Origin of the sequence: Pseudomonas sp. I3-I5 (assembly GCF_022699445.1) — a bacterium.
Lineage (GTDB): Bacteria > Pseudomonadota > Gammaproteobacteria > Pseudomonadales > Pseudomonadaceae > Aquipseudomonas > Aquipseudomonas fulva.
The window spans coordinates 1,302,831-1,318,372 of record NZ_CP093940.1 but is presented as its reverse complement, the minus strand read 5'-3'; the positions used below and the strand labels follow the sequence as shown (position 1 = coordinate 1,318,372).

At 60.3% G+C, this 15,542-nt stretch carries 11 protein-coding genes; 7 read left to right on the top strand and 4 right to left on the bottom strand.

Annotated features, from left to right (window positions below; genetic code table 11):
* Nucleotides 1-112: 112 nt before the first annotated feature.
* Nucleotides 113-745, top strand: a complete 633-nt coding sequence (locus tag MOP87_RS05880; protein ID WP_115933573.1) for a DUF2062 domain-containing protein — start codon at nucleotides 113-115, stop codon at nucleotides 743-745.
* On the opposite strand, the gene MOP87_RS05875 is transcribed toward MOP87_RS05880, so the two are convergent.
* The 3 genes from MOP87_RS05875 to MOP87_RS05865 all read right to left on the bottom strand — a co-directional run bounded on the left by MOP87_RS05875 (nucleotide 629) and on the right by MOP87_RS05865 (nucleotide 3,106).
* Entirely contained in the window at nucleotides 629-1,408 is a 780-nt protein-coding gene (locus tag MOP87_RS05875) for an ABC transporter permease (RefSeq protein ID WP_023533108.1), read from the bottom strand. The genes MOP87_RS05880 and MOP87_RS05875 overlap by 117 nt on opposite strands.
* On the bottom strand, nucleotides 1,405-2,337 hold the full coding sequence (locus MOP87_RS05870) for an ABC transporter ATP-binding protein (RefSeq protein ID WP_027914346.1): 933 nt from the start codon (nucleotides 2,335-2,337) through the stop codon (nucleotides 1,405-1,407). The genes MOP87_RS05875 and MOP87_RS05870 overlap by 4 nt, the downstream gene beginning before the upstream one ends.
* Before the next feature lie 145 nt (nucleotides 2,338-2,482).
* Nucleotides 2,483-3,106: a glutathione S-transferase gene (locus tag MOP87_RS05865; RefSeq protein WP_242810238.1), complete on the bottom strand. Its 624-nt coding sequence runs from the start codon at nucleotides 3,104-3,106 to the stop codon at nucleotides 2,483-2,485.
* 199 nt (nucleotides 3,107-3,305) lie between these two features.
* Here MOP87_RS05865 and MOP87_RS05860 point away from each other — a divergent pair, with 199 nt between their 5' ends.
* The 6 genes from MOP87_RS05860 (at nucleotide 3,306) to MOP87_RS05835 (ending at nucleotide 11,632) form a co-directional block, all read left to right on the top strand.
* Nucleotides 3,306-5,753: an acyl-CoA dehydrogenase gene (locus MOP87_RS05860; RefSeq protein WP_242810237.1), complete on the top strand. Its 2,448-nt coding sequence runs from the start codon at nucleotides 3,306-3,308 to the stop codon at nucleotides 5,751-5,753.
* A 66-nt stretch (nucleotides 5,754-5,819) separates the two neighbouring features.
* Nucleotides 5,820-6,230 carry a PA2817 family protein gene (locus MOP87_RS05855; protein WP_027914343.1) on the top strand — a complete coding sequence of 137 codons (411 nt, stop codon included), beginning with the start codon at nucleotides 5,820-5,822 and terminating at the stop codon, nucleotides 6,228-6,230.
* 366 nt (nucleotides 6,231-6,596) lie between these two features.
* Nucleotides 6,597-7,139 (top strand): fimbrial protein, encoded by a 543-nt coding sequence (locus MOP87_RS05850; protein ID WP_242810236.1) that lies wholly within the window; start codon nucleotides 6,597-6,599, stop codon nucleotides 7,137-7,139.
* Nucleotides 7,140-7,230: 91 nt separating this feature from the next.
* Nucleotides 7,231-7,986, top strand: coding sequence for a molecular chaperone (locus MOP87_RS05845; RefSeq protein WP_236167477.1), 756 nt, complete (start codon nucleotides 7,231-7,233; stop codon nucleotides 7,984-7,986).
* A gap of 27 nt (nucleotides 7,987-8,013) precedes the next feature.
* Nucleotides 8,014-10,497 carry a fimbria/pilus outer membrane usher protein gene (locus MOP87_RS05840; protein WP_236167478.1) on the top strand — a complete coding sequence of 828 codons (2,484 nt, stop codon included), beginning with the start codon at nucleotides 8,014-8,016 and terminating at the stop codon, nucleotides 10,495-10,497.
* 55 nt (nucleotides 10,498-10,552) lie between these two features.
* Nucleotides 10,553-11,632, top strand: coding sequence for a fimbrial protein (locus tag MOP87_RS05835; protein ID WP_242810235.1), 1,080 nt, complete (start codon nucleotides 10,553-10,555; stop codon nucleotides 11,630-11,632).
* 36 nt (nucleotides 11,633-11,668) lie between these two features.
* On the opposite strand, the gene MOP87_RS05830 is transcribed toward MOP87_RS05835, so the two are convergent.
* Complete coding sequence (locus MOP87_RS05830; RefSeq protein ID WP_242810234.1) at nucleotides 11,669-15,529, bottom strand: hypothetical protein; 3,861 nt, start codon at nucleotides 15,527-15,529, stop codon at nucleotides 11,669-11,671.
* Nucleotides 15,530-15,542: the final 13 nt, after the last annotated feature.

Sequence of the window (15,542 nt, the reverse complement as noted above, 5' to 3'; positions counted from 1 at the left end):
CTGAGGCATAGCCCACTTGTCGGCAATGCTTGCTCAACAATTGTCACAAACTCTGAACGAGGCCGACCGGGAATCAGGGCATACTGCCTCGGTCAACGCTCCGGGAGCCCCCATGCCGCGCCGACTATTCAAACGCTACATGCCGGACCCGAGCAGTATTCGGGAACACAAGTCCTTACGCTTTTTCGGCACGTTGCTGCATGACCCGAACCTGTGGCACCTGAACCGTCATTCGGTAGCACGAGCCATGGGCGTCGGCCTGTTCGCCGCCTTGATCCCGATGCCTGCGCAAATGCTGCTGGCCGCTGCGTTGGCCATTCCGTTGCGGGGTAACCTGCCGATCGCCGTCAGCCTGGTGTGGCTGACTAACCCGCTGACCATGCCACCGGTGTTTTTCGTGACATACATGGTCGGTGCCTGGCTGATGCAGGTACCGCCACGCGCGCTGCCCGACACATTGACCTTCCAGTGGATCACCGACCAACTGTCGACGGTCTGGCAACCCTTCCTGCTCGGTTCAATCGTCTGCGCCGTGCTGCTGGGTATGCTCGGCTATTTCAGCACCCTGCTGTACTGGCGCTGGTGGGTGGGCCGGCAATGGCGTCGTCGCCAATGCCGGTGCAACGTTTCAGGCACGCATGCCCCGGCCACTGACCAGCAGCCGCACGCACAGCAGGTAGAGCACGGCAGTGGCCACCAGCATGAAGGTGATCGCCGTGCCAATGCTGATGTCCGACACCCCTAGAATGCCGTAGCGGAACGAATTGACCATGTGCAGCACAGGGTTGGCCAACGAGACGGTCTGCCAGAACGGTGGCAGCAGGGTGATCGAATAGAACACGCCGCCCAGGTAGGTCAGCGGGGTCAGCACGAACGTCGGGATGATCGAGATGTCGTCGAAATTGCGAGCAAACACCGCGTTGACGAAGCCTAGCAACGAGAAGATGGTCGCCGTCAACAGCACCACCACCACGGTCACCCCCAGGTGATGCACCTGCAGGTCGGTGAAGAACATCGACAGGATGGTCACGATCACACCTACCGCCAAGCCACGCAGTACTCCGCCCAGTACGTACCCCACCAGGATGGTGTGTGGCGACACCGGCGAAACCATCAACTCCTCGATCGAGCGCTGGAACTTGCTACCGAAGAAGCTCGAGACCACGTTGCCGTAGGAGTTGGTGATCACCGACATCATGATCAGCCCCGGTACGATGTACTGCATGTAGGTGAACCCACCCATGTCGCCGATCTGCCGACCAATCAGGTTTCCGAAGATGACGAAGTACAGGACCATGGTGATCGCCGGGGGCAGCAAGGTCTGCGGCCAGATGCGCAGGAAGCGCCGTACCTCGCGATAGACGATGGTGTTCAGGGCGACCCAGTTGGTGCGCAGCTCCACACTCATACGGCCACCTTCGACAGGTTCTTTTCCACCAGTGACACGAACAGCTCCTCAAGTCGATTGGTCTTGTTGCGCAGGCTCAATACCTCGATGTTCAGCAGCGCCAACTGGCTGAACAGCGCGGTAATGCCGATGTCCTTGTCCACCTGTACTTCCAGCGTATGAGGCGTCAGCAATCGGCAAGGATACCCTTGCAGGGCCGGGGCACTGGCCAGGTCCTGCTTGAGGTCGAGCACGAAGGTTTCAACGTGCAGCTTGCCCAGCAGGTTGCGCATGCTGGTGTTCTCGACGATGGTGCCGTGGTCGATGATGCCGATGTTGCGGCACAGCTGTTCGGCCTCTTCCAGGTAATGGGTGGTGAGGATGATGGTGATGCCCTTCTCGTTGAGTTCGGTGAGAAAGCTCCACATCGAACGGCGCAGTTCAATGTCCACCCCGGCAGTGGGTTCGTCGAGAATCAGCAAGCGCGGTTCGTGGATCAGCGCGCGGGCAATCATCAAGCGGCGTTTCATGCCGCCAGAAAGCGAACGCGACGGTACATCGCGCTTGTCCCAAAGGCCCAGCTGGGTCAGGTATTGCTCGGCCCGCTCCTTGGCGATTTTTGGCGCAATGCCATAGTAGCCGGCCTGGGTCACAACAATGTCGAAACACTTCTCGAACTGGTTGAAGTTGAATTCCTGCGGCACGACGCCCAGGCAGCGCTTGAGCGCAGACGGCGCACGGTCCAGGTCGTGACCGAACACATTGACCGTGCCGCTGGTCTTGTTCACCAGGGTAGAAAGGATGCCGATGGTGGTGGACTTGCCGGCGCCGTTGGGGCCAAGCAAGGCGAAGAAGTCGCCTTCGGCAACATCGAGGTCGATGCCATTGAGGGCTTGAAAGCCGTTGCCGTAGGTCTTGGTCAGCTGTCGGATGGACAGGGCAGAACTCATAGCGGGTCACTTACCGAAGAATAAGGTTCAGGACACGCCAGACAGGTTCACTGGCGCAGTGAGTGCGGCCAATGGTGCAAGGCTCGGCCGCACAAGTACAGTCACGTGTATCGATAGTGACTATCGAAACGGCTGCGGTGTTCGATCAGGTCAGCGCAGTCATCACGCCAGCCTGATAGGCCGGGCGGCTCTTGAGGCGTTCGTACCACGCCTTGAGGTGGTACATGTCCGGACGCTCGATGGGCATCTCGAACCAGGCGTAGGCGAAGCACCCCAGTGGGATATCACCCATGCCAATGTGTTCTCCCGACAGATACGGCTGTGTGGCCAGGGCCTGATCGGCCATGGACAGCAACTGTGCGCACTGCTTGTGCGCCGCATTGATCGCCACCCAGTCCCGCTGATTTTCAGGGGTGCGCAGCATGCCCCAGAATAGCGGACGGAAAGGGGTCGCCAGGGAAGAGGTGGTCCAGTCCATCCACTTATCGGCCAGGGCGCGCTGGCGCGGATCGTCCAGGTACCAGCCCTGCGCCTGACCATATCCGGCGCACAAGTAGCGGACGATGGCGTTGGATTCCCACAGGGTCAGGTCGCCATCTTCCAGCATAGGCACCAGGCCATTTGGGTTGCGTGCGCGGTAGTACGGCTCATCTACCACGCCGAAAGCGCCTCCAGCGTCGATCGACTCGAAATCCAGATCCAGCTCATGGGCAATCCACAATGCCTTGCGCACATTGCTCGAGTTCTTGCGGCCCCAGATCTTCAGCATGACGACGTCCTCAGGAATGCTCAGGTCATGCAGTCTACTCCAGACATTAGCCGGCTGTACGCGCGAAGATACCGGCAAGAACGAGCATGAACTGAAACTCACGCTGCCACACCCTGTCACTGTTCTGACAGTGCCGTTCATAGCGTGGTGTCTAAGCTCTGTGGGATGGCCAAGCCCCTGGTTCCAAGGAGGAGTGATTATGTTGCTGTTGTGGCTGCTAGTGCTGGTGATCGGCACTGTTTACCTCATGCACCGGCGCCTGCCGCCCTTGCAGATACTTGGCATCGTTGCCGTCTACACGCTGCTGATGGGCATCTTCAGCAAAGCCCCCGGCTGGCTGTTGGTTGTGGTGTGGCTGGTGATCGCGCTCAACGCCGCGCTCGTGTTACTGCCCGAGTGGCGCCGCAAGGTATTCACGGGCCCGGTGTTCAAATGGTTCAAGCGCACATTGCCCCCCATGTCGCAGACCGAGCGCGAGGCGATCGATGCCGGCACCGTGTGGTGGGACGGCGAGCTGTTCAGTGGCCGCCCCGACTGGCGTACCCTGCTCGCCTACCCTGCGCCAATGCTCACCGAAGAGGAGCAGGCCTTCCTCGATGGCCCGACCGAGGCACTCTGCGCGATGGTCAGCGACTGGCAGATCGGCCAGGACATGGACCTGCCACCGCAGGCTTGGCAGCACATCAAGGATCACGGGTTCTTCGCCCTCATCATCCCCAAGGCGTACGGGGGAAAGGGCTTTTCCGCCTACGCCCACTCCCAGGTGGCGATGAAACTCGCCACGCGCAGCGGTGACCTGGCCTCCACGGTCATGGTCCCCAATTCCCTGGGCCCTGCAGAGTTGCTGCTGCATTACGGCACCGACGAACAGCGCGATCACTACCTGCCGCGCCTGGCTCGCGGTGAGGACATCCCCTGCTTTGCCCTCACAGGTCCCCACGCTGGCTCCGACGCCGGGGCAATGCCCGACACTGGCGTGATCTGCAAAGGCCAGTGGAAGGGGGAAGACGTCATAGGCCTGCGCCTGAACTGGGAGAAGCGTTACATCACCCTCGGGCCGGTCGCCACCCTGCTGGGCCTTGCCTTCAAGGCTTACGACCCGGACCACTTGCTCGGCGAGACAGAAGAACTTGGCATCAGCCTGGCGCTGATTCCCACCGACACACCCGGCGTTGAGATCGGCAAACGCCACCTGCCGTTGGGCGCGGCTTTCATGAATGGCCCCAACAGTGGCAAGGACGTGTTCATCCCCCTGGACTACCTGATTGGCGGCAAGGACATGCTCGGCAAAGGCTGGATGATGCTGATGAACTGCCTGTCGGTAGGCCGCTCCATCTCGCTGCCGGCAGTTGGCACGGGCGCTGCCAAGTACACCAGCCTGGTCACAGGCCAATACGCGAACATCCGCGAGCAGTTCAACGTGCCCCTGGCGGCCTTCGAGGGTATCCAGGAATCGTTGGCACGCATCGGCGGCAACGCCTGGTTGATGGACAGCGCCCGCTTGCTCACGGCCAAGGCCGTGGATTTGGGTGAGAAACCGTCGGTGCTGTCGGCGATTCTCAAGTACCACCTGACCGAGCGCGGCCGTGAGTGCATTCAGCACGCGATGGACGTGCACGGCGGCAAGGGCATCATCATGGGCCCCAACAACTACCTGGGCCGCAACTGGCAGGGCGCGCCCATATTCATTACCGTCGAGGGGGCCAACATCCTCTCGCGCAACCTGATGATCTTCGGCCAAGGCGCCATACGCTGCCATCCGTTCGTACTCAAGGAAATGGCCCTGGCCGCGCGCCAGGACCAGGACCAGGCGCTGGTGGAGTTCGATGATTTGCTGGCCAAGCACATTGGTTTTGCGACGGGCAATGCGGCCAGCACCCTGATCTACGGACTGGGCCTGGGCCGCTTCGAGCAGGTGCCCGGCGATGCCCTGAGCCAAGGCTACTTCCGCGCCCTCAACCGCCAGGCGGCGGCATTTGCCCTGTTGGCCGACCTGTCCATGATGCTGCTCGGTGGTGCACTTAAGCGCCGCGAGCGACTTAGCGCGCGGTTGGGTGATGTACTGAGCTATCTGTATCTGGCCAGCGCAGCGCTCAAACGCTACCACGATCAGGGCTCGGCCGAGCACCTGCGGCCGCTGTTGCGCTGGGCCTTGGAAGAGAGTCTGGGGCAAGCCGAACGCGCCCTGGATCGGCTGCTCGATAACTTCCCCAATCGCTTCGTGGGCTGTGCACTGCGCGTACTGGTGTTCCCTTTCGGTCGGCGCCATACCGGCCCCAGTGACGAACTCGATGCCCAAGTGGCTGAGCTGATCGGCCGTAGAAAGGGTGATCCGGCCCTGGAAGAACTGCTTGCCGGCTGCTACCGCCCACAGCGCGAGAACGACCCCGTTGCCGCCCTCCAGCAGGCCAGCGATCTGCTCGACAGCACGGCACCGCTGAGCAAGGCCTTGCACCAGGCGCTCAAGCAAGGCGATGTCCGCCCTGCGCCTGGCCAGTCGACCATCGATGCAGCGGTCGAGGCTGGCGTCTTGCAACCGGACGAGGGGCAACGCCTGCACGCGGCTGAACAGGCGCGGCGCAAGGTCATCGATGTGGATGCCTTTGACAAGGTGCAGTTGACACCCGAACCCGGGAAAGTGCGCTGAGTCTTTCCGAACGACAGGGGAGGCGTATACTCCGCCCCCCTTTCAGCCATACCAAGGACCCCTGCCATGGCCAACCCACACCTGGAATACCACCTGCAATTGCTGCAGCACCTGCGCACCATCCTCGTGGCGCTGGGCGAAGCGGAGCAGGTGCCGGAAGAAAGCCATACCCTGTTTCTCGAACGCTTTGACGAACTGCTGACCGTGTTGCCACAAGACCCACTGCAAAGCCAGTACCTGGGCCAGGACTTGATCTGCCAAGTGATTCAGCGTTACCCGCAAATCGCACATTTGGTGCCCCGCGATCTGCTATGGTTCTTTGCCGGTGATTGCCTGCACTTCATGCCTGATGAAGAGCTGGATATGTATCAACAGCTCGAGGAGCTTCGCTTCGCAGCGCAGGAAAGCGGTCAACCCTTTGACTGGCATCAGCACAAGCAGCTGCTGAGCCAACAACGCCAAGGCAGTAGCCACTGATTCACCCAGGTATCCCACGCCGGACGTGGGATACCTCGTCCTCCCATGGAACGTGTTCTTATTAATACGTTGCCTTCAGCTGATGCCGGGTTCACGCTTTCTTACTCTTTGTAGAGAATAGGCCTATTGCGCCACACCGCTCAATTATTAACTCGAAAAAAATTCCCCCGCCCCTCAGAAAAATCAACACACAACTAATACATAGTCTTATAGTTAAAAAATATAACAAACATCGAACTCATATTATCCTTGCAACTAAAAAAGTGACTTCTATAAAATTCGCGCCGAAGTTAAAGAACACCACTACCACTGGCGTTCAATTAACCTTTCAGTCATTTAATATTAGTCACTCGAACAAGGATCCTTATGAAAAAGTCTCTCCTGGCCGCATCGCTCGGCTTCCTCATGACGGCCATTGGCACATCGGCAAACGCCAACACAGGCCTTGTAATGTTTGACGGCAAAATCACTGCCGACACTTGCCCGATCATCATTTCGCCACCTTCCGGCGCCATCGGCAGCTCCGTGGAGATGGGTGAGCTGCCAGCCAGCGCCTTCAAGGCCAGCGGTGAAGAGTACAACCAACGCACCTTCGCACTGGTAGTGGAAGAGGGCGCGGTGTGTGGTTTCAGCAGCAACAAAGCCACCGTCACCTTCGAGGGCACTGCCGATGTCAGCGGCAACTATTTCGCGGTCACCCCTACTTCCGATGGTGCCAAGAACGTAGCCATCGCGCTGCGTGACCGCACTGGCAGTGCGGTCGCCCCAGGTAGCGCATCGGCCGAGTACGACCTGAATGATACGGGCCAGTCTCGCATGGTGTTCCACGCGACCTACCGCGCAACCAGCGTACCTGTGTTGCCAGGCGCAGCGTCGGCCAGCATTCACTTCACCGTCGACATCATCTGACCTGCCGAGCCCGGCTACAGGCCGGGCTCACACCTTGTACCCCCATCGCGTCCAGGTGCCGTTGCGCACCTGGTCTAGAGGACGACTTTCAATGCCAGGTTTTTCAGTACGGGCGGCTTCGCTGCGCGCGATATTCAGCACCTGCGCAGCGGCATTGCTGCTTATCCTGCCCGTTGGCAGCAGTCAGGCTGCGCTCACATTGAGCAACACGCGGATCGTTTACCCAAGCGACAGCCGCAGCACATCCGTCGTGGTGCGTAACCCCAGTAAACAGACGTATGCAGCGCAAGTCTGGATCAATACCCAGGCTGACGACAGTGTCACCGCAGTGCCGCTGATGCCTTCACCGCAGTTGTTTCGCCTCGATCCTGGTCAGGAGCAACTGTTGCAGATCAGCGCCTTGCCCAACGATCTGGCCGAAGACAGAGAAAGCCTGTTTTTCCTGAACCTCCAGGAAATCCCGCAAGCCGTGCCAGGCCAGTACAACACCCTGAACATCGCGCTGCGTACACGTCTGAAGCTGTTTTACCGGCCCCACCGGCTCAAGGGCAGCCCTGCCACCCAGGCAAACCACTTGCAGTTTTCACTGCATTCGGCCAACGGCCAGACGCAACTCAGGGCACACAACCCCACCCCGTTCCACGTCACCTTCAGTCAGCTGGAGGTGGTCGGTGCGCAGCGTTCCGGCAAGTTGGAAAACCTTCCGATGCTGCCACCGTTTGGCGATCACTACTTGCCGCTGGACGGAGTTCAGCCTGGCCCTGACCTGCAGGCCAGGTTCAGCATCATCAATGACTTCGGTGGCTACACCAAGCCTTTCACCCTGCCTATCGCCAATCGCCCCTAGCTTGCCGTCATAGGCGAGGAACTTTCCATGCCATTAATCACGCCCGGACGCCCGTGCGGCGCCTGCTTGTGCCTGCTAATCGGCATCAGCCCCTGGCTGCCAGTCGCCCATGCCAGCTCCCACAGCCAACCTGCAATGCAGTTCGATGCGCATTTCTTGCGCCAGGCCGGTACCCAGCCTGACAGCGTGTCGAGTATCGCACTGGACGCCCTTGCCGACTCGACCTCGCTGCCGCCTGGCCGCTACCGGGTCGATGTCGTGCTCAACCTGGAGTTCGTGGGCAACCATGAATTGACGTTCACCCTGCAAGACGAGCGCCTGGATGCCTGCTTGCCCGGGCCCTTGCTCGTCGGCATGGGAGTGCGGCTCGAAAGCCTGCAGGATCCTACACTGGCCACGGCGACCTGCCTGGATTTGCCTGCCGTCATTCCAGGCGCCACATCGATGTTCGATGCCGCAAAGCTACGCCTGACGTTGTCGGTGCCACAGATCGCCATGCGCCGTGATCTGGCCAGCCAGGTGGAGACTGCGCAGTGGGACCACGGCATCAACGCAGCCTTCATCAATTACCAAGCCTCCACCTACCAAGGCCACAACCGCTATTCGGGGCGTTATTCGAGCGCTGACCTGAACATCAACAGCGGTGTCAACCTTGGCGCCTGGCGGCTGCGCAGCAGCCAGGCATGGCGCGAAAACGGTACGGGTGCAACACGCTGGAGCCGGTCCCAAACCTACGCACAACGAGGTATCGCAGGGCTGCGCGGCAATCTCACGATCGGCGAAACGTTTCTCGACAGCGATGTCTTTCGCGGTATTCCTCTGCTTGGCGTCCAAGTTGCCTCGGACACGAGCATGCTGCCCGACACGCTGCAGCAGTACGCCCCGATCATCCGTGGCGTGGCGCAAACCCGGGCCAAGCTCGAGGTGTGGCAGAACGGCTATCCGATCTACACCACATACGTAAGCCCTGGGCCCTATGCCATCGACGACTTGAGCCCAGGCGGCAGCGGTGAGCTGGATATTGTCCTGACCGAGGACGATGGCCGCGTACAACGCTACACCCAGCCCTATGCCACGCTCAGCAACCTGTTGCGTGAAGGCGTGTGGCGCTACAGCATTGCCGTGGGTCGCTACAACCCAGCCGCTAGCTTCGACCGCCCGACCGTATGGCAATCCACCGCCGCAGTGGGCATGCCGTGGAACACCACGCTCTACGGTGGGCTGATGGCCAGCCACTACTACCACGCCGCCAATATCGGCCTGGGCAAGGATTTAGGCGATTGGGGCGCGCTTGGCTTGGACATCACCCAGGCCAACAGCGAAGCGGCCTCTGGCAACCAACAAGGCCAAAGCCACGCGATCAGGTATGGCAAGACCTTTGCCAGCCAGACCACCCTGCGCTTTGCCGGCTATCGTTACTCGACCCGCGGATACCGCGACTTCGACGAAGCCGTGCGTGAACATAGCGGACAAGACAGCTTCATGGGAGCCCGTCGAAGCCGCCTGGAAGCGGCCGTTCACCAGCCTGTGGGGCAGCGCAGCGGCCTGAGCCTGACCTATTCGCAGCAAGACTACTGGCAACGCTCGACCACCCAGCGTCAGTATCAGGTCAATTTCACAACCCACCATGGCGGGGTCAACTACAGCCTGTTTGCCTCCCAGTCATTGAACGACGACTTCCCGTCCCAGCGCCTGTTCGGCCTGACGCTGAGTATGCCGCTGGACATCGGTCACAGCGCCACGGCGTCCTTCGATGCGCTGAGCAACAACCAGGGCCACAGTCAGCGTGCCACGCTCAACGGTTCCAGCACACAGTACCCCATCAGCTACAGCGCCAGCCTCAGTCAGAACGAAAACAAGCAGAAGGCCGCAGCATTGAGCATCGCGCACCAAGGCCGCAGTGGCTCGCTGGGCGCAGGTTTCACCGAAGCCGGTGATTACCGCAGCCTTTCCCTCAATGCCAGTGGTGCGTTGTTGTTCCATGAGGATGGCTTGGCCGTTGGCCCGTACCTTGGGGATACGGCGGCCCTGATCGAGGTCCCCGACATTGCGGATGTGGGTGTGCGCAATGCCACCGGAGCGCTGACCAATGCCAAGGGCTTTGCCTTGGTACCGCACCTGCAACCCTACCGCAACAATAGTCTGGTGCTGCAGACCGACCGCCTCGGCCCGGAGGTGGAAATCGACAACGGTTCGGCACGCGTGGTGCCAAGCCGAGGCGCCGTGGTCAAGCACCGCTTCGAGGCCCGCCGCGTGACCCGCTTGGTGCTGACGCTGCGTACTGCACAAGGCAGACCGTTGCCTTTCGGCGCCCAAGTAGTCGACAGCCTGGGCAAGCAGCTGGGCATCGTCGGCCAGGCGGGCCAAGTCATGCTTTCCACGCATACCCAGGCGCAGGTGTTGAGCGTGCGCTGGAACGAGCATGAGGACGGCATGTGCCAAGTCGCAGTTGACCCCAAAGACTCGCCTGCTCAGCAAGGCTATCACCTGCTATCGCTGGTCTGCGGCTAGGCCCTATGTTTGTAGCGCCCAGCCTGAGCACAGGCTGGGCTCTGAAGGAGTCCCAATGATGAAATACCTGACAGTGTGCGCTGCGTTGGTGCTAAGCATCAGCAGCCAGCCAGCAGTGGCCGCCTCCGAAGTCAAAAGCAAGGCCTGCTGGTGGTTCGATAAATACCCAACAGGCCCAATGACGTTCATTCGTAAACTCGGTACCGTGCATGTGCCGCGCGATGCCCAGGTAGGTCGCCAACTGGGCGGTTTCAACGTTTATGATTTCACGAATAACGAGGCGAACAGCCTTTTGGAGTGTTTTAACCGCGGGACGCGCTGGCACTTCAAGTTTGAACCGGTACGCCCGTTGCTCCCCATCCATACCATCGATGGCAGCCCGATCTTGCAAACCAATATCCCGGGTATTGGTGCACGTATCGAGTTGGGTTGGCCATTCAGTGACCAAGGTCCGACAACATTCATACCTTACGGGCGCAACCCGCCGCTGGTGCCGTTTACTGCCTATCACGATGCCGAGAACACGTCAGCGTTTCAGCTGAGATTCATTGAAAACAACGTGACCCTGTACAAGACCGGGCCAATTCCGCCCGGCATCCACAAACTCGATACGAGCATGTTCACAGGGTACTTTGATGAACCGACCGTTGGCTTGGCGCTGACCTATTATTTGCAAGCCGAAGTGGTCAACAGCGAGTGCAGCCTGGAAGGCACAGGCGTCAGCCCTAACCCGGTCAAGCTAGGCGAGTGGGAGCGCTCGCGATTTAGCGCGCCCGGAGTCACCACGCCGGCAGAACCCTTCACCATCACGCTCAGCGGCTGTGAGGTCGACCCTGAGCACAACACCTACGCCACCATCGAGCTCACCGGCATCAATGGTTCAGTTCCGATCGGCTCGCCCCTGGAAGGTATTTTTTCACTGACTACCACATCGTCGGCGCGAGGCGTAGGCATACGAATTCTCAAGCAAGATGGCACGCCCCTGGCATTGAACAAAGAGGTGCCGCTGAGACCCCTGGCCGATGGCACCACGCCGCTGCGTTTCAGTGCGCAGTTCATTCAGGTGGAAGCGGCCACCGCCGTGCGTGCGGGTGACGCCAACGGAGCACTCAACTTCACCATTCGCTACCGCTAAACTGCGCTTCGATGCCCTACCCCGCCTATGCACCTTCTACTGGCTCATCCCGCTGAGTACATCTTCGGGATCGTAATGGTAGCGAGCAGCACCGGTGGGTCCATCGACACTCTGCAGGCGGTTCAACGCATCGTACGTCAGGGTACGGCCGGCTTCGTCCTGGATCAGGTTGCCATTGGCATCATAGCGCAGCTGCACCGCCGGCAGAGATGAATGCTCGATGGCGGTCAACTGCGCTGGGTCCGCGGCATTTTCGAATTTGTAGATGACCCGCGAACGGCTATTGTCGGCCGCAGTGGTCGTCAACAGGTCGATGTTGTCGATCGCATCCAAGCGGAACAGTTGAGTCTTGATTTGCTGGCCATAGGGGTCAATCGGACATTGCTCGCCCGCGCAGTTGTAGTCGGTCAGGCGTCCGCGCAAATCGTATTTGTAGGATTCTTCGCGTAGCACACCGGTTTCATCGGACAGTACCCGCAGGACGAGCTTGTCGACGTCATCATAAGCTTGGCTGAGGGTCTGAGTATGCTCGGCCACGAAAACCCACTCGCCCGTATCCTCGTCCAGCGCAAAGCGGCCGAACTCGAAGGTGCGTAGGTCTTCGCGATCATGTGGGTCATACCGCAGTTGCGTACGCAGCGCCTGATCACTGGCCATGTCCCGGGTGGTCGTGGTGTGCAGGCGACCAAACAGGTCGTAGCTGAAGTGGGCCTGAAGCAGCGGCTGGTCGGTTAGTGCGGCGTACAAGGTGGTGCATTTCAGCTGCCCCAGGGCATCGTAGTCGTTGCTTTGAACCTGGCCGAGCACATCCTGGTACGCCAGCAGACGGCTGCGATAGCTGTAGTCGTAACGCATCTCGAAAGGCGCAGCCTCGCCCTCAACCCAGCGCCTTTCCACTTTCACGTCCCCATTACTGAAATGATCCCGAGTCAAGCGCAGGTCAGGGATTTCACAGTCGATCAAGCGCGCATTTTGTGGATCGTGGGTGAAGCGGGTGGTGACGCCGCCGACCGTACGCACCGTAGGCTGCTCGCTGAGGCTGGGCTGGTACTCGTAATGGACACGCTCGCCGCTGGGCATGGTTACCCAGCACGGCTTGCGCTGGCCGGGTTCGTACTCGAAGCGCTGCAGGCGCCCCCCGGTCGTGGCGCTGATACGCCGGTTCAGGCCGTCGAAGCCTTGTTCACCCAGTAGTTGATCGCCGCCGCGGCTGCTCGATACGCTGATACGCGTGGGCAGGTCTTCGCGGCTATGGGCGGCAAAGCTTCGCCGCACTTGGGCAGCATCGGGCAGGGTGTGGATCACCAAGCGCTCGAAGGCGTCATAGGTGTATCGATTGACACACTGAGGTTTGCCCGCCATGCCTACGCTCTCCTCGAACAGGCGCCCAAGCCCGTCGTACTGATTGCGTTGCAGGCTGATGGCGTCAGCTGGCTCCAGCTTGCCAGGCGCAAAGCGTTCTATACGCGTGGGTTTATCGAACAGGTTGAGCCACGTAACGGTGATACCGCTGGAGACGAGGTTCCCCTGCTCGTCGAGTACCTCACGCCATTGGGTGATAACAGGGCCTTTGGAAGCAGGGGTACCGACGGGGTCAGTGCGCGTGTACTCGCGCACGCCGTCTGGCCCAACCACGCAGTCCTGCTCGCCCCAGTCGTCGTACTCGAACGTGCTGGTCAGTTCCAGCTGCTGATCGCCGAGCCAGTCGATTTCGGTTTGCGTCTGCATCTGACCCAGTGCGTCGTACCTGGCGCGGTAGGTCTGGCGCAGCGTTTCGCCGAGCAGAGGGTGATCGACGTCCATGCGCTGTTCCTCGACCACCCGGTTCAGGCCGTCCAGATAGGTGATGGTCTTTACGCCCTTGACGTCAAACTGCCACTGTTCGGGCACACCGTTAGCGGAATCTCGCAAGAAATACGTATAGCGTCGAGTGGCTTCGTGGGGTTTGCCCGGCGCTACCGTCTCTTGGGTCACCCGTTGCAACGGGTCGTACTCGTAACGGATTTCGACGTCATTGTCATCGCGGTTGAGCAGCGGCTGGCCGGTGTGCAGCGAATGCTCCAGGGTGGTCTGCTTGACCTCACCGTCGTACCCGGTCAGCGTCTCAAGCGTGTGCAAGACGCTCTGCCGGGTGTGGGTGCTCAGTGGCGTAGAGTAGTCATAATGGGTGACGGTATCGAGGGTCGCTTCGGGTGGATCCTCCGGTCCTGCGGGGTACTGCACGGCTTTTTCCCTCACCCGCCCCATACAGCTGGCTGCCTGATGTTCGTACTCATAACGCGTGCACTCCAGCCAGCGCTCGCCATCGTCCACATCGACCAGCGTTTCGCTTTCGACTTCGAACCACGGCACCGTCAACCTTGGACCGGGCTGCTCGGCGTCGTCAAGCGGCGCATAGGCCACATAGCTGAAACGTTGGCTGAGCACCGGTGCCAAGCCCTGTCCGTCGCTGGCCGGATAGGTGGTCGTGCTTTTGAGGTGCCGCACAAAGCCACTGGGGTCGTGCGGATGCCCTTCTTGCTCCGCCGCCTGGAACCATTCGTTGCGCACCTCGATGCCGTTGGCTTCCTTGCGGGTCAAGACGTTGCCATGGTTATCGTAGGTACTGATAACCGATTCCGAACGCGCGGGTACTTCGCTGCCGACCACCACCCACCGGCGCGTTTCCTCGGTGGGCAACTGGAACGTGGGCGGCTGGCGGTGGAAGCCACCTGCGTTAATGGTGTATCCCGTGGCAGAGGTTTGTTGGCAATTGCCTTGCAGGGTCTTTACTTCAGTCAGCAGATGGTAACGGTTGAAGGTGCGGGTGATGCTACGAATCTCCTGGCCTTCCTGTTTCCAGACCTCCACGCTCTGATACTCGTAGGTATCGCTGTCGGCGAGTTTGTAGAGGTTATCCAAGCCATCGTCGCGCCATGGCAGCGATGTGCCGCCACCTATGAAGTTGTGCGCGCCAGGGTAGCGGTAGTCCACATCCACCAAAGGCTGCCCTGCCCCGGGTTCGATTTGATGCCGGGTGACCCGGGGAAGCGGCGAAGGCCGGCCGCTGCCAGCAGGGAATTGGTGACCGGCATCAGCGTATGAGAGCATTTCCACTGCTCCCGTTGGCGTAGTCACACGGCTCAGACAGAGGTGACCGTGTGTACGTACGTACATCATATCCCACCGCGCCTGTTCGACCTGCTTGCCCTGCGCTTCGCCCAATACACTGATGCGCTCGACCCGTTGATCATCCTCCTTGAGCTGCATGTCGTAGGTGACCAGGGGCGCTCCGTCTGCACCGACGAACGGGTGCAGCTTCAACACGACGGCATTGGCCGTGCGAGCGGTCTGGAACAGGATACGGCGCTTGCCATCGTTCTGCTGAGTGTCGTCACTGATGGAGTCGAGTACCGGATGCTGGCTGTTGAACAGCCGATACGTGAAAGCCAGGCTCTGGCCCTGGGCCGAGAACAGCCGAGCCGGCAAGAATACCGGAGCCTGGTTACTGCCTTGGCGAGTCAGTATCTCTACCAAGCCCGAGCGGTGCTCAATCCTGAAGGCATCATCACTGTCACGATAGACCTTGAAATTGACCAGTTTCTGCTCTGCCAGCACCATCGGCTGCGCATTCCGGTCGGTGATGCGGTACGTTTCGCCTGTGCCCAAGGCCAGCACCTGGTTATCCGGTGTGTACTGGGATAACTGGAGCGTCCAGCCAGCGCCGTAGCCGGAGTCGATGATATTGAGGGGCGAGAATGACAACGTCGGTGTGAATTCCGGGCCCAGCAACGTATTGGCACAGAGGTCGGGCAGTTCGATCTTCATCGTGTATTGCCCGGTGCGCGGATCGACACCGCCCTGGATGAAGCTCATGAAGTTGAAGGCGTTGGAATGGAGTGAGTGCTTGACGGACATGGTGCCCCCCGGC

What these genes read in the sequence shown, in the direction of transcription:
- MOP87_RS05880 (WP_115933573.1), top strand. Translation starts at nt 113, where the DNA reads ATGCCGCGCCGACTATTCAAACGCTACATGCCGGACCCGAGCAGTATT.
- MOP87_RS05875 (WP_023533108.1), bottom strand. Translation starts at nt 1,408, where the DNA reads ATGAGTGTGGAGCTGCGCACCAACTGGGTCGCCCTGAACACCATCGTC.
- MOP87_RS05870 (WP_027914346.1), bottom strand. Translation starts at nt 2,337, where the DNA reads ATGAGTTCTGCCCTGTCCATCCGACAGCTGACCAAGACCTACGGCAAC.
- MOP87_RS05865 (WP_242810238.1), bottom strand. Translation starts at nt 3,106, where the DNA reads ATGCTGAAGATCTGGGGCCGCAAGAACTCGAGCAATGTGCGCAAGGCA.
- MOP87_RS05860 (WP_242810237.1), top strand. Translation starts at nt 3,306, where the DNA reads ATGTTGCTGTTGTGGCTGCTAGTGCTGGTGATCGGCACTGTTTACCTC.
- MOP87_RS05855 (WP_027914343.1), top strand. Translation starts at nt 5,820, where the DNA reads ATGGCCAACCCACACCTGGAATACCACCTGCAATTGCTGCAGCACCTG.
- MOP87_RS05850 (WP_242810236.1), top strand. Translation starts at nt 6,597, where the DNA reads ATGAAAAAGTCTCTCCTGGCCGCATCGCTCGGCTTCCTCATGACGGCC.
- MOP87_RS05845 (WP_236167477.1), top strand. Translation starts at nt 7,231, where the DNA reads ATGCCAGGTTTTTCAGTACGGGCGGCTTCGCTGCGCGCGATATTCAGC.
- MOP87_RS05840 (WP_236167478.1), top strand. Translation starts at nt 8,014, where the DNA reads ATGCCATTAATCACGCCCGGACGCCCGTGCGGCGCCTGCTTGTGCCTG.
- MOP87_RS05835 (WP_242810235.1), top strand. Translation starts at nt 10,553, where the DNA reads ATGATGAAATACCTGACAGTGTGCGCTGCGTTGGTGCTAAGCATCAGC.
- MOP87_RS05830 (WP_242810234.1), bottom strand. Translation starts at nt 15,529, where the DNA reads ATGTCCGTCAAGCACTCACTCCATTCCAACGCCTTCAACTTCATGAGC.